The sequence below is a fragment of the Amycolatopsis sp. CA-128772 genome (assembly GCF_002904295.1).
Classification (GTDB): domain Bacteria; phylum Actinomycetota; class Actinomycetes; order Mycobacteriales; family Pseudonocardiaceae; genus Amycolatopsis.
Genome location: NZ_PPHG01000066.1, coordinates 174,622 through 188,243 on the forward strand (window position 1 = coordinate 174,622; position 13,622 = coordinate 188,243).

The 13,622-nt window shown below is 72.3% G+C and carries 11 protein-coding genes; 5 read left to right on the forward strand and 6 right to left on the reverse strand.

The window, feature by feature from the left end; all coding sequences use genetic code 11:
* Positions 1-222: 222 nt before the first annotated feature.
* Positions 223-1,536 (reverse strand): DUF349 domain-containing protein, encoded by a 1,314-nt coding sequence (locus tag C2L59_RS22885; protein ID WP_103351557.1) that lies wholly within the window; start codon positions 1,534-1,536, stop codon positions 223-225.
* A gap of 217 nt (positions 1,537-1,753) precedes the next feature.
* Here C2L59_RS22885 and miaA point away from each other — a divergent pair, with 217 nt between their 5' ends.
* Together miaA and dapF are read left to right on the forward strand one after the other, a co-directional pair.
* Positions 1,754-2,656 carry a tRNA (adenosine(37)-N6)-dimethylallyltransferase MiaA gene (gene miaA / locus C2L59_RS22890; protein ID WP_103351558.1) on the forward strand — a complete coding sequence of 301 codons (903 nt, stop codon included), beginning with the start codon at positions 1,754-1,756 and terminating at the stop codon, positions 2,654-2,656.
* 10 nt (positions 2,657-2,666) lie between these two features.
* Positions 2,667-3,494, forward strand: coding sequence for a diaminopimelate epimerase (gene dapF, locus C2L59_RS22895; RefSeq protein ID WP_103351559.1), 828 nt, complete (start codon positions 2,667-2,669; stop codon positions 3,492-3,494).
* On the opposite strand, the gene C2L59_RS22900 is transcribed toward dapF, so the two are convergent.
* From C2L59_RS22900 to C2L59_RS22920, 5 genes are all read right to left on the reverse strand, one after another.
* Positions 3,489-4,415, reverse strand: a complete 927-nt coding sequence (locus tag C2L59_RS22900) for a RimK family alpha-L-glutamate ligase (RefSeq protein WP_103351560.1) — start codon at positions 4,413-4,415, stop codon at positions 3,489-3,491. The two genes, dapF and C2L59_RS22900, sit on opposite strands and share 6 nt — an antisense overlap.
* A complete protein-coding gene (locus C2L59_RS22905) occupies positions 4,412-5,167 on the reverse strand; it encodes a hypothetical protein (RefSeq protein WP_103351561.1) in 756 nt (251 codons plus the stop codon). The genes C2L59_RS22900 and C2L59_RS22905 overlap by 4 nt, the downstream gene beginning before the upstream one ends.
* An 18-nt stretch (positions 5,168-5,185) precedes the next feature.
* The gene (locus tag C2L59_RS22910; protein ID WP_146060422.1) at positions 5,186-6,553 is read right to left on the reverse strand and encodes a hypothetical protein; all 1,368 of its coding nucleotides are present in this window, start codon (positions 6,551-6,553) and stop codon (positions 5,186-5,188) included.
* A 132-nt stretch (positions 6,554-6,685) separates the two neighbouring features.
* Positions 6,686-9,211, reverse strand: coding sequence for a valine--tRNA ligase (valS, locus tag C2L59_RS22915; protein ID WP_103351563.1), 2,526 nt, complete (start codon positions 9,209-9,211; stop codon positions 6,686-6,688).
* A 9-nt stretch (positions 9,212-9,220) separates the two neighbouring features.
* Entirely contained in the window at positions 9,221-10,474 is a 1,254-nt protein-coding gene (locus tag C2L59_RS22920) for an MFS transporter (protein ID WP_103351564.1), read from the reverse strand.
* Positions 10,475-10,538: 64 nt separating this feature from the next.
* On the opposite strand from C2L59_RS22920, the gene C2L59_RS22925 reads away from it, so the two are divergent.
* From C2L59_RS22925 to C2L59_RS22935, 3 genes are read left to right on the forward strand one after another with little or no spacing between them, the layout of a single operon-like run.
* The gene (locus tag C2L59_RS22925; protein WP_103351565.1) at positions 10,539-11,042 is read left to right on the forward strand and encodes a transcriptional regulator; all 504 of its coding nucleotides are present in this window, start codon (positions 10,539-10,541) and stop codon (positions 11,040-11,042) included.
* Between the two features lie 42 nt (positions 11,043-11,084).
* Positions 11,085-12,533: a GTPase HflX gene (gene hflX, locus C2L59_RS22930; protein WP_103351566.1), complete on the forward strand. Its 1,449-nt coding sequence runs from the start codon at positions 11,085-11,087 to the stop codon at positions 12,531-12,533.
* Between the two features lie 53 nt (positions 12,534-12,586).
* Positions 12,587-13,603 (forward strand): esterase-like activity of phytase family protein, encoded by a 1,017-nt coding sequence (locus C2L59_RS22935; RefSeq protein ID WP_103351593.1) that lies wholly within the window; start codon positions 12,587-12,589, stop codon positions 13,601-13,603.
* Positions 13,604-13,622: the final 19 nt, after the last annotated feature.

Sequence of the window (13,622 nt, forward strand, 5' to 3'; positions counted from 1 at the left end):
GCAGCAGAGCCGCCGCAGCAGAGCCGCCGCAGCAGAGCCGCCGCAGCAGAGCCCACCCTCCCTGGGGGCTCCCCCGCTTCCAGCCTATCGGCGGCCTCTGACAAAAGCCCCCGAAACCGCCCCCGACCACCCTCCCTGTCCACAACCCGAACCCCCTGTGGACAACCCAAAAAGCCCCCCTCACCAGCCAAAACAGCCGGCAAGAGGGGCCTTCGGGAAAACTCAGCGATCCGCCACAGCAGCCTCAGCAGCCTGCAGCCACTCACGCCACTGAGCAGCCTGCTCATCGGCCTTCTTCGCCCGCCGTTCGTCCCCGGCCGCGCGCGCCTTCTCCGCCTGGGACTCGAACTGCGCCACCCGCTCGCGGAACTGGGCCGCCCGGGCCTGGGCCTCCGGGTCCGTCCGGCGCCACCGGGAATCCTCCGCCGTCTTGACCGCGTCCTGGACCGCCTTCAGTCGGCCGTCCAGCTCGCGGATGCGCTCGCGGGGGACCTTGCCGATCTCGTCCCACTGCTCCTGGATCCGGCGCAGGGCGCTCTTCGCCGCCTCCAGGTTCGCCGCCGCGTCGATCTTCTCGGCCTCGATCAGGAGCTCTTCCTTGCGGGCCGCGTTCGCGCCGAACTCCGCGTCGCGCTCGGAGAACACCGCCGAGCGGCGGGCGAAGAACTTGTCCTGCGCCGCGCGGAAGCGCTGCCACAGCGCCTCGTCGCTGTCCTTCGGCGCGCGGCCCGCCGCCTTCCACTCCGTCATCAGGTCCTTATAGCGGCCCGCCGTCTCGCCCCAGTCCTCGGACTCGCTGATCGCCTCGGCCTCGGCGATCAGCTCCTCCTTGCGCTGCTTGGCCGAGGCGCGCTGCTTGTCGAGCTCGGCGAAGTGCGATCCGCGGCGGCGGTTGAACGCTTCGCGGGCCTTCGAGAACCGCTTCCACAGCTCGTCGTCGGTCTTGCGGTCGACGCCCTTGACCGTCTTCCACTCGTCGAGGATCGTGCGCAGCCGGTCGCCCGCTGCCTTCCACTGGGTGGACTCGGCCGCGATCTTCTCCGCCTCCTCCGCCAGCTCCTGCTTGCGGGCGATCGCCGCGGCGCGGGCCTCCTCGCGCTCGGCCTTCGCGCTGGCCAGGGCCTTCTCCGCGTGCCCGATGACGTACTCCAGCCGCGCGGCGAGGGCGGCCAGGTCGCCGACCAGCGCCGACTCGGGCAGGCCGTCGCGGATCTGGGTGGCGCTCGACAACGCGTGCTTCGGGTCGCCGGCGCCGGAGATCAGCCGGGTCTCCAGCAGCTCGACCTCGGTGCGCACGTCGTCGAAGCGGCGGGCGTAGTGCACCAGGCCCTCGTCGGGGCTGCCGGCCTGCCAGACGCCGACCGCGCGCTCACCTTCGGCGGTGATGACGTAGACGGTGCCCTCGTCGTCGATCCGGCCCCAGGTCGCGGGGGTGGGCTCGGCGGGCGGCACGGGCGGGGCGGCGTGCCCGGCGTGCAGCGCGTGCGGCACCGGGTGCGGGGCCGGGGTACCGGTGGAAGTGTTCTCCTGGGCCATCGCAGGCTCCTTATCGCCTGTACGCCCGCTCGCGCGGGCGCCCCGCCGTGGAGCGGGGCCGGGTAATGCGGTCGTCACGGGCCGTGCTCGGATGCTACGGCCCCACGCGGCATTCAAGCAGCTCAGCGCGCACCGTGGTACTGGATGAGCCACCCGAAGCTCGTGATCCTACTTCCGGTGGACGCTCCGTGTCGGCCCGCCGGTATCGTCGACCGCCGTGAACAGCCCCGTCGCGGTGGTCGGCCCGACCGCCACCGGCAAGACCGCGCTGGCCGTGGACCTGGCCCGCGAGCTCGGCGGCGAGGTCGTCAACGCCGACGCGATGCAGCTCTACCGGGGCATGGACATCGGCACCGCCAAGGCCACCGAGGCCGAACGCCGCGGCGTCCCGCACCACCTGCTCGACGTGCTGGACGTGACCGAAACCGCGTCCGTCGCCGTCTACCAGCGCGAAGCACGGGCCGAAATCGACCGGCTCCGCGCCGCGGGCCGGGTGCCGGTGCTGGCCGGCGGGTCCGGCCTGTACGTCCAGGCGGTGCTCGACGACCTGCGGTTCCCGGGCACCGACCCGGCGATCCGCGCCCGGCTGGACGCGGAGGCGGCGGAGCTCGGCACGGCCGCGTTGTACACCCGGCTGGGTGACCGCGATCCGGTGGCGGCGGCCGCGATCCTGCCGACCAACACCCGGCGGATCGTGCGCGCCCTCGAGGTCATCGAGATTACCGGCGAGCCGTTCTCGGCGAACCTGCCCCGGCCCGGGCCCGCCCGCCACGGCACCGTGCTGATCGGCGTCGACCGGGACCCGGCGGAGCTCGACGAGCGCGTCGACGAGCGCGTCCGGCGGATGTTCGCCGCCGGGCTGGTCGACGAGGTGCGCGAGCTGGAGAAGCGGGGCCTGCGCGAGGGGAAGACCGCGGCGCGGGCGCTCGGCTACCAGCAGGTGCTCGCCGAACTGGCCGGCGAAGGGGACTTCGAAGCGGCCGCCGCGGCGACGGCGCAGGCGACGCGGCGCTTCGTCCGGCGGCAACGCTCCTGGTTCCGGCGCGACCAGCGGATCCACTGGTTCGACGGCGCCGATCCGGAGCTGGCCGCGCGCGTCCTGGATACCCTCGGCGGGTAATCTTGCCCCCATGGGCGGAATCGAGTTCCTCAAGGGGCACGGCACGCAGAACGACTTCGTGCTGCTCCCCGATCCGGCGGGCCGCCTCGAGCTGACCGCGGCCAGGGTCGCCGCGTTGTGCGACCGCCGGCGCGGCCTCGGGGCCGACGGCGTGCTGCGCGTCGGCCGCGCCGCCGCGCTCGACCTGCCTTCCGCGGGCGAGTGGTTCATGGACTACCGCAACGCCGACGGGTCGATCGCGGAGATGTGCGGCAACGGTGTGCGCGTCTTCGCCCGGTACCTGGTCGACGCCGGTCTGGCCGCCGAGGGCGAGTTCGTCATCGGCACCCGGGCGGGGGATCGCCCGGTGGTGGTGCACCCGGACCGCTCGGTGACCGTCCACATGGGACCGGCGACGATCACCGGCACCTCGGTCACGGTGGTGGCCGGCCGCCCGTTCTCCGGCGTGGCCGTCGACGTCGGCAACCCGCACCTGGTGTCCCTGCTCGACGACGACGTCGCGGACCTGGACCTGCGCGACCAGCCCGACTTCGACCACGACGTCTTCCCGCACGGGGTGAACCTCGAGTTCGTCAACCGCCTCGGCGAGGGCGCGCTGCGGATGCGCGTGCACGAACGCGGGGTGGGGGAGACGCGGGCGTGCGGCACCGGCACGGTCGCCGCGGTGGCGGCCGCCTTCCACCTGGCGGGCACCGACACCGGAGCGTCCACCGTGGACATCCCGGGCGGCCGCGTCGAGGTGACGGTGTCCCGCGGCGCGTCGACGCTGTCGGGCCCGGCCGAGATCGTGGCGCGCGGCGAAATCGACGGCACGTGGTGGGCCGCCGCCAGGTCATGACCCGGTGAGCCACGCCGCCAGCGCGGCGGCGATCGGCTGCCCCGTCCCGTGCTCGAAGTAGGTGAACCCGGGGGACGGGTTCACCTCGAAGCACACGACCCGGCCGTCCGGGACCAGCTTCAGGTCGATCCCCGCGAACGGCAGCCGGAGCGCCGCAGCCAGCGCGACGCACCGGGCCGCGACGTCCGGGTCGAGGTCGTGGACGCGCAGCGTGGCCGTGGTCCCGCTTTGCCGCGCGTACCGGTAATCGACGGCCGTCGTGGTGATCTCGGTCGCGAAGACCCGGTCGCCGACGACGTGCACGCGGACGTCCGGGCCGTCGAGCTGCTCCTGGAACTGGACCGGGCACCAGCGCACCCGCGCCAGCCGCCCGGCGTCGGCGGCCGGGTCGAACGCGGTGACGATCGACCGGACGCCGCTGATCGACTTGTACACGAGCGGGCCGTGCCGCCCGGCGAACGCGAGCACCTCCGCCGGGTCGCTGGAGACCAGCGTCGACGGCGTGCCGAAGCCGTGCCGGGTGATGAGCTGGGCCTGGTACGGCTTGGAGACGTTGGAGCCCATCGCGAGGAGGCGGTTCGCCACCCGGCACTGCCCCGAGCTCCCGGTCAGCTCGGTGAAGCTGGTCAGCGCGTCGCAGAAGCGCCGGGCGCGGGCGAGGTCGGCCGGCTCGAGCCCGGGAAAGAGCTCGGGCTCGACCGGCCGCACGTAGACCCCGGTGACCCGGGCGAGCTCGACCGTCCGGTCGTGGGTGCGGAGCACGCCGCCGACGCCGGCCCCCGTGTCGAGCCGGAGGTCGATCGTGTCGCGGGCGGCGGCCCGGGAGTCGACCAGGACGACGTCGGCGTCCCGGGCCCGCAGCTCGGTGGCGACCAGGTCGACCGGGGGCTCGTCGGGCAGCCCCCACAGCAGCACCGTCATGGTGTCTCCAAGGCGTCGAGGAGCCGGCCGACCAGCAGGTCGCCGCCGGGGCGGAGGGCGGGCACCGCGGTGAGGCCGGCGAACCACCAGTCCGCGTCGCCGACCAGGAAGTCGATGCCGAGCAACGCCGTTTCGGCGCCGAGCAGCTTCGTCAGCCGGCGCACGCCGGCCGCCGTGGCGGCCGGCACGTCCCGGTCGAGCACCTCCTGGTCGAGGCAGCGCACCTGCCGCGGCCGGACCGGCCCCGCCACGGCGGCCCGTGCCCCGGCGAGCGCGGCGTCCCCGGGCGGCCACGGCGTGCCGGTGCCGAGCCGGATCGGGGCGCAGCGCAGCCCGGCGGCGTGCGCGGCCGCCCAGGCCTGCACCGGGTCCGGCGCCGGACCGGCGAGGCACTGCGGGGTCGGCGTGTTGCGGACCGGGCAGCGCAGGCCGGCGAGCCAGGACAGCGTGTAGGCGAACAGCTCGGCCGAGGCGTAGTCGCGCTCGGCGGGCTCGGCCCGGTGCCAGGCGAGCGCGGGCGGCACCCGGATCCGGTTCAGCACGCCGGTCAGGGCTTCGCCGTCGAGCACGGCGCCGTCCGCGAGCTCGATGGTGGTGCGGACGTCGCCCGCCGGGCCGACCCGGTGGTCGTGCCGGCGGGCGAACGACAGGCGTTCGGTCGTCACCGCGACGCACGCCCGGCCGGCCCGGGTGGCCCGGCGGGCGAACCACTGGCCGTCGGTGTCGTCGAGCGAACAGAGGACGAGCAGCACGGTGGCGCCTCCTGGTCCTCACGCCGGCGGCGCGTCGAATTCCGCCTTGGCGGCGACGGCGTCGGCGACCTGCTGCTCCAGCTCCGCCCGCAGCTGCCCGGTCTCGGCGTCGGTCAGCGGCTCCTGCCCGGTGAGCGGCGCGACCAGGTCGGGACGCAGTTCCGGGCCGACGAACCCGCCGAGCCGGCTCAGCTGGTCCTCGACCGCCCGCAGCCGCTGTTCGAGGCCCGGCCCGCCGCCCGGGCCGAGCGGACCCGGGTCGGGGTCCGGGCCGGGGCCGTGCTCGCGGTCCTTGAAGACGTCCCGGATGTCCTTGACCCGCTTGTCGAGCGCGAGTTCCTTCTGGAGCTCCTTGCGCAGCTCCTTCTGGATCTCCTTGCGGAAGTCCTTGTCCTTGAGGAAGTCCTTGCGGCCGTCCTTGATGTCCTTGATGATCGACTTGCCGACGCACAGGGAGACGTTCAGCTCGGACAGCACCGCGCTGATCGGGTTGGCGACCGTGCTCGCCCCGGCGCCCGCGAAGAGCAGGCCGACGACGTACCCGCCGGAGTCGACGATCACCGAGCCGGAGTCGCCGTGGTCGGAGAAGATCGCGTTGTGCGCGGTGTCGGCGGCGATGCTGACCTGGTTGGCCAGGGTGTGCACGCCGAGCCCGTCGCCGTAGTCGACGTTGACGGTGGCCGCGATCCCGTCGACGGTGCCGTAGGACAGGCCGGTGGTGCGGCCGCGCTTGCGGACCGCCATGCCCAGCGCGGCGGCCTTGCTGCCCCTGACGTCGCCGATTCCGGCCACCGTGCACGAGGTGGCCTTTCCGGCGTCGATGGAGATGACGGCGCCGTCGACGTTGCCGGACAGGGTGGCCCGCAGGATGGCGCCGAACTCGTCGCCGGGCACGACACCGGTGTCGATCCGGCTCGGCTGCACCATCCGGTCACCGGTGTGCCAGCCGGAATCGACGGCCGCCACGTGGAAGTTGGTCAGCGCGGCGCGGGCGTGGGTCGCGTTGTCGACGACGATCGCGCCGAGCGTGCCGGCGAAGATGTGGTTGTCGATCACGCGGCTCGGGCCCATGCTGATGCCGCCCTGGAGCGTGGCGTAGTGCGTGGTGTCCGCCTGCGCGGAAACGTCGAGTTCCAGGGTGGCAACGTGCAGTTCGTACCGGCGTTCGACGACGTCGGTGACGGCGCCGTCGATCTGTTCCGGAATGCGTTCTTCGTGCGGGACGTCGTCGGTTTTCCGGGCGACGTGCACCCGGATGGCGACCTGGTCCGTGCGTTCCCCGCCGACCTCCTTGTAGCCGACGTCGACCCCGGTCACACCGGGCCGGCCGAGCAGTTCCTGTTCGACTCGCTCCTTGATGGCGACGAGTTCGTCCACTGTGGGCATGAGGCACCTCCGATCGATCGTCGCGCGACGATCGAAGGTGAAGACGCCCGCCGGGACCGCCCTGATACATTCACGGCCAAGATTCTTTTTTGACCGTGAATGAATTTCTTTCCGGTTGGGAATCCGGATGCGTCAGGACGGTGCACCGATCGTCGCTTCGACGGAGAATTCGCCTTCGCCGGTGGTGACGTCCACAATGGTCCCCGCCGTGCGGATGTCCGGCTCGATCCGCGCGAACCGCGCCAGCACCTCCGGTGGGCCGGTCACCGTCAGCGCCTCCACCGCCGTGCGCATCGACACCTTCGCGTCCGTCTTCGCCCGGCGCACCGCCGCGATCACCTGGCTCGCCAGCGGCAGCAGCGCGCGCTCGCCGTCGCCGGTTTCCGGTGCGGGCCACGCCGCCCGGTGCACCGAGCCCGGCTGCCACCACGACCAGACCTCTTCGGCCGCGAACGGCAGGAAGGGCGCGAACAGCCGCAGCAACGCCGACAACGCCGTCACCAAGGCCGCCCGCGCGGACTCGGCCGCGCCGGCACCCCGGTCGCCGTACGCCCGACCCTTGACCAGCTCCACGTAGTCGTCGCAGAACGTCCAGAAGAACGTCTCGGTCACCTGCAGGGCCCGCGCGTAGTCCAGGTCCTCCAGGGCCGCCGTCGCCTGCTCGACGACGACGGCCAGCGCCGCCAGCAACGCGCGGTCCAGCGGCTCGGTGGCGACCGCCGAAGGCGACGGCACGCCGAGGCCGAGGACGAACCGGCTCGCGTTGAGCAGCTTCGTCGCCAGCCGGCGGCCGACCTTCATCTGGCCCTCGTCGACCGCCGTGTCGACGCCCGGCCGGGCGCTGGCCGCCCAGTAGCGGACCGCGTCCGGACCGTGCCGCTCCAGCATGTCCACCGGGGTCGTCACGTTGCCCTTGGACTTCGACATCTTCTTGCGGTCCGGGTCGAGCACCCAGCCCGCGATCGACGTCTCCCGCCACGGCAGCACGCCGTGCTCCAGCTCCGCGCGCACCGCCGTCGAGAACAGCCAGGTGCGGATGATCTCGTGCGCCTGCGGCCGCAGGTCCATCGGGAACACGCGCGCGAACAGGTCGTCGTCGACGCTCCACCGGCCGACGATCTGCGGCGTCAGGGACGACGTCGCCCAGGTGTCCATCACGTCGGGGTCGGCCGCGAAGCCGCCCGGCACGCCACGCTGCTCCTCGGTGTGCCCGGGCGGGACGTCGCTGCTCGGGTCCACCGGCAGGGTCTCCGGCAGCAAGCGGGCGTCGTAGTCCGGCTCGCCTTGGGCGTCGAGCCGGTACCACAGCGGGATCGGCACGCCGAAGAACCGCTGGCGGCTCACCAGCCAGTCGCCGGCGAGGTTCTCCACCCACGACGAGTAGCGCACCTTCATGTGCTTCGGCACCCAGTTCAGCTCTTCGCCGCGGGCGAGCATCTTCTCGCGGAACGCCGGGTCGGTGCCGCCGTTGCGGAGGTACCACTGCCGGCTGGCGACGATTTCCAGCGGCTTGTCGCCCTTTTCGTAGAACTTCACCGCGTGCGTGATCGGCCGCGGCTCGCCGCGCAGGGCCCCGGCTTCGCGCAACAGCCGCACCATGATCTCGCGTCCCGTGTGGACGGTTTTGCCGACCAGCGGCGCGTAGGCGTCGAAAGACACCCCGGACGGCGCCTCGGGCAGGAACCGGCCGTCGCGGCCCAGCACCACCCGGGTCGCGAGCCGCAGCTCGCGCCACCACGTGACGTCGGTGGTGTCGCCGAAAGTGCACACCATCGCGATGCCGCGGCCCTTTCCGGGATCCGCCAGGCGGTGCGCCACCACGGGCACCTCGACGCCGAACACCGGCGACCGCACGGACTTCCCGAACAGCGGCTTGAAGCGTTCGTCATCGGGGTGCGCCACCAGGGCGACGCAGGCGGGCAGCAGTTCCGGCCGGGTCGTCGCGATCACGACGTCGGCGCCGTCCGGCCCGGTGAACGCCAGGTCGTGGAACGCGCCGGAGCGTTCGCGGTCCTCCAGCTCGGCCTGGGCGACGGCGGTCCGGAACGACACGTCCCACAGCGTCGGCGCCTCGGCCTGGTACGCCTCGCCGCGCTCGAGGTTGCGCAGGAACGCGCGCTGCGAGATCAGCCGCGAGTCGTGCCCGATCGTCTGGTAGGTCATCGTCCAGTCGACCGAGAGGCCGAGCTGCCGCCACAGCTGCTCGAAGACCTGCTCGTCGGTCTCGGTCAGCGTTTCGCACAGCTCGACGAAGTTGCGCCGCGAGATCGCGACGACGTCCTTGCCCGGCTTCTCCGGCGGCCGGAACTCCGGGTCGTACGGCAGCGACGGCTCGCAGCGGACGCCGAAGTGGTTCTGCACCCGGCGTTCGGTCGGCAGGCCGTTGTCGTCCCAGCCCATCGGGTAGAAGACCTCAAGCCCGCGCATCCGCTTGAACCGCGCGAGGACGTCGGTGTGGGTGTAGGAGAAGACGTGCCCGATGTGCAGCGACCCGCTGACCGTCGGCGGCGGGGTGTCGATCGAATAGACCTCGGCCCGGGTCTTGCTGCGGTCGAAGCGGTAGGCGCCGGTGGATTCCCATACGGGTACCCACTTGGCCTCCAGACCGTCGACACCGACCTTGTCCGGGACTCGCGGGCGCTCGTATGGAGTATTCATGAATCAACTCTAGGCGGCGGCGGAATCGCTTTTCGCTTCGGTCGGCAGGTCGCGCATGTGCCGCAGCGGCGAGCAGACCACCCACAGCACGGCGGCGGCTTCCCCGGCCACCGCCACCCACATCGCGCCGCGCAGCCCGAGCCCTTCGCCGAGCGCGCCGCCCAGCAGCCCGCCGATCGGGATCGTGCCCCACACCACGAACCGCGCGCTCGCGTTCATCCGGCCGAGCAGCCGGTCCGGGCAGATCGCCTGCCGGTAGGACACGGAGGCGACGTTGTAGACGATGATGCCGAACCCGGCGACCACCAGCCCGAACCCAGCCAGTCCGAGCCGCCAGCCCGGCTCGGCGAGCGGGACCAGCAGGTGCGCCGGCCAGGTCAGCAGCGGAACCAGCCAGATCGACCGAGCGTGGCCGATCCGCCGCGTGATCGCCCCGGAGCAGATCGCGCCGAGGATCCCGCCGGCGCTGCCGGTGGCCAGCAGCACGCCGACCGCCGAGGGCGGTAGCCCGACGGTGCGGGTCAGGAACAGCACCTCGACCGCGGTGAAGGCGCCGTTGAAGAGGTTGCCGGTCGCCGTGCAGGCCACGCTCGCGCGCAACGGCTTGTCGGAGAAGACGAACCGCAGACCTTCGGCGATCTGCGGCAGCAGCCGCGTGTGCCCGGTCCGTTCCGGCTCGGGTTCGACGGCGCGGATCCGCAGCAGGCACAGCGCCGACGCCAGGTAGCCCAGCGCGGTGACCAGCACGGTGTTCGCCGCGCTCACCAGCTGGACCAGGACGCCCGCGCCGCTCGGCCCGGCGACCCCCGCGACCGACTGGACGGCCTGCAGCTTGGCGTTGCCCTCCAGCAGGCGCTCCCGGCCGACGAGCGAGGGGAGGTACGACTGGTAGGCGACGTCGAAGAACACCGTCGCCACGCCCACGAGCAGCACGACCACCAGCAGCTGGGCGAGCGTCAGCACCCCTGCCCACCAGGCGAGTGGCACGCTCAGCAGGAGCGCGAAGCGGACGAAGTCGGCGGTGAGCATGACCCGGCGGCGCCGCAACCGGTCCACCCACACCCCGGCGGGCAGGCCGATCAGCAGGAACGCGAGCGTCTGGGCCGCCGTCAGCAGCCCCATCTCGAACGGCGTCGCGGCGAGGGTCACCGCGGCGAGCAGCGGGATGGCGGTGTACCCGACGGTCGTGCCGAACTGGCTCGCCGTGTCGCCGGCCCAAAGCCTTCTGAAGTCGGCGTGGCGGAAGAGTGACCCCCTGTGCATGGCTCCCGAGTGTGGCGCGAGTGATTGGAAACTGTCAATCACTGTTCGCTCTAAGCTGTCCCGCGTGCTCCCTGCGAAACGACGTGCCGCGACCGAAGCCGAGGCGGCCGCGCTGGCCTCCGGAATACGGCTGCGCATCATCCGGTTGACCTTCTCGGAGGCGCTGACGAACAAGGAGCTGGCCGAAAGGCTGGGCCGGGACCCCGCGACCACGCTGCATCACGTGCGCAAGCTCGTCGACACCGGCTTCCTCGCCGCGCAGCCCCCGCGCCGCGGTACCCGGGGCGCCCGCGAAATTCCGTATCTTTCGACGGGGCTTTCGTGGACACTCGACTCATGCGGTGACAAGGGCGTGGAACAGGCGGTACTCGAGGCCTATCTGGCCGAGATCGCCGAGACCGGATTCGAGGGCGTGCACCAGTCGCGCCTGGTCGTCCAGGTGGCCCCCGAGGAGCGGGCGGAGCTGGAAACGCGGCTCAACGCCCTGCTCGAGGAGTTCCGCGCGCGCCCCCGCCGTCCCGGCGCCGAGCGCACCGCGGTCTACCTCGCCACCTATCCCAGCACGTAAAAGTTCGGTTCCCGCGGCGAATCGTGGGAACATGGAGGCACGATGACAGAACTGACACACACCGAAGACCACGACGACGACCTGTACGACGGCGACCCGTCGACAGGCGAAATGGAGCTCGAGGATCGGGCGTCGCTGCGCCGGGTCAGGGGACTGTCCACGGAGCTGGACGACGTCACCGAGGTCGAGTACCGGCAACTGCGGCTCGAGCGCGTCGTGCTGGTCGGCGTGTGGACCGAGGGCACGGCCCTGCAGTCCGAAGCGTCGCTGGCCGAGCTGGCGCGCCTGGCCGAGACGGCGGGCTCGGAGGTCCTCGAAGGCCTCATCCAGCGGCGGACCAAGCCGGACCCGGCCACCTACATCGGTTCGGGCAAGGTTCGGGAGCTGCGGGACATCGTCGGCTCCACCGGCGCCGACACCGTGATCTGCGACGGCGAGCTCTCGCCGGGCCAGCTGCGGCAGCTCGAGGAGAAGGTCAAGGTCAAGGTGATCGACCGGACCGCGCTGATCCTCGACATCTTCGCCCAGCACGCCCGGTCCAAGGAGGGCAAGGCGCAGGTCGAGCTGGCCCAGCTGCAGTACCTGATCCCGCGGCTGCGCGGGTGGGGTGCGTCGCTGTCCCGGCAGGCCGGTGGCCGCGCCGGCGGCGCGAACGGCGGCGTGGGCCTGCGCGGTCCCGGTGAGACCAAGCTCGAGACGGACCGGCGGCGGATCAACAAGCGCGTGGCGAAGCTGCGCCGGGAGATCGCGGCCATGGACACCATCCGCGAAACCAAGCGCGGGCGGCGGCTGGCCAACGAGGTGCCCAGCGTGGCGATCGTCGGCTACACCAACGCCGGCAAGTCGAGCCTGCTCAACGCGCTGACCGGGGCCGGGGTACTGGTGGAGGACGCGCTGTTCGCCACGCTCGACCCGACCACACGGCGCGCGCAGACACCGGACGGCCGCGGCTACACGCTGACCGACACCGTCGGGTTCGTGCGGCACCTGCCGCACCAGCTGGTGGACGCGTTCCGCTCGACGCTGGAGGAAGCCGCCGACGCGGACCTGCTCGTGCACGTGGTGGACGGGTCCGACCCGGCGCCCGAAGAGCAGGTCAGCGCCGTGCGCGAGGTGCTCGGCGAGATCACCCGCAAGCGCAAGGAGCCGCTCCCGCCGGAGCTGCTGGTGATCAACAAGACCGACGCGTCCGACGAGGTCAGCCTGGCCCGGTTGCGGCACGCGCTGGCCGGTTCGGTCCAGGTTTCGGCCCGGACCGGGGCGGGCATCGCGGAGCTCGTCGAGGTGATCGCCGAGCGCCTGCCGCGCCCGGAGGTCACGGTCGACGTGCTGGTGCCGTACGCGCGCGGCGAGCTGGTCGCGCGGGCGCACGCGGACGGCGAGGTTCTCGAAGAGGAGCACGCCGAAGAGGGCACGCGCCTGCTGGTGCGGGTCCGCCCGGACCTCGCGGCGGCTTTGCGCGAGTACGAGACCAACTCGACCGGGGCCTGACACGTCTCCGTAGTGTGCGGCTGAAGTGGTCGCACACTACGGAGGTGGGCTGGGTGCGCTGGGTCGTCGCTCTTGCGGCAGTTTCGCTGGGTCTGCTGAGCGGGCCTGTCCCGGCTTCCGCGGCTCCGGCGGCTCCGGAACCGATGTGCACGATGAAGGACTCCCGGATCGGCGAGCTGTCCGGCCTGGTCTCCGACGGCAAGCAGTTGTGGGCGATCAACGACGGCGGCAGCAAGGTCCAGGTGTTCGTGCTGGGGCGCGACTGCAAGGTGCAGAAGGTCCTCACGGACAAGACCGACCCGTTCGACGTCGAGGACCTGGCCCGCACGCCGGACGGAACCCTGTGGCTGTCCGACACGGGTGACAACAAGAAGGGCCGCCTGACGGTCGCGCTGCTGGAGCTGAGCCCGCAGGGCAAGGTCACGCTGCACCGCCTGACGTACCCGGACGGCCAGCACGACACCGAAGCGCTGATCATGGACAAGGCGGGCACGCCGTACCTGATCACCAAGGACGTCCTCGGCGAGGCCCGCGTGTACCGGCCGGCGGGACCCTTGGCGAGCCCGGGCCCGACCAACCTGGAGAAGGTCGGCACGGTCAAGATCGCCACGACGGACACCCAGGGCGGCCCGGTCGGTTCGATCGGCTCGGTCCTGGTGACTGGCGGCGCGTCCTCGGCGGACGGCACGGTGGTGGCGTTGCGGACCTACACGGACGCGTACGTGTACGCGGCTCCGGACGGCGATGTCCTGAAGGCGTTGCAGCACCAGCCGGTCCGGATCCCGTTGCCGGGGGAGAAGCAGGGCGAGGCGATCGCGTTCGACCCCGACGGGACGCTGATCTCGGGCAGCGAAGGCGTCGGCCAGCCCCTCCGCACGGTGCGGGGCGCGGCGGCACTGGCCGCGCAGTCCGGCGCACCGGCGGAGGGGACGACCGGCACGAGCACGTCATCCGGCTCGGCAGGGGACGGGGCCGGGCTCCCCCTCCTGCCCGCCGCCGGGATCACGCTCGCGGTGGTCGGTCTCGGCTGGTTCGGCTTCAGCAAGCTGCGTCGCCGAGCCCGCCGCTGACCTCCGGCTCCCCACGGCC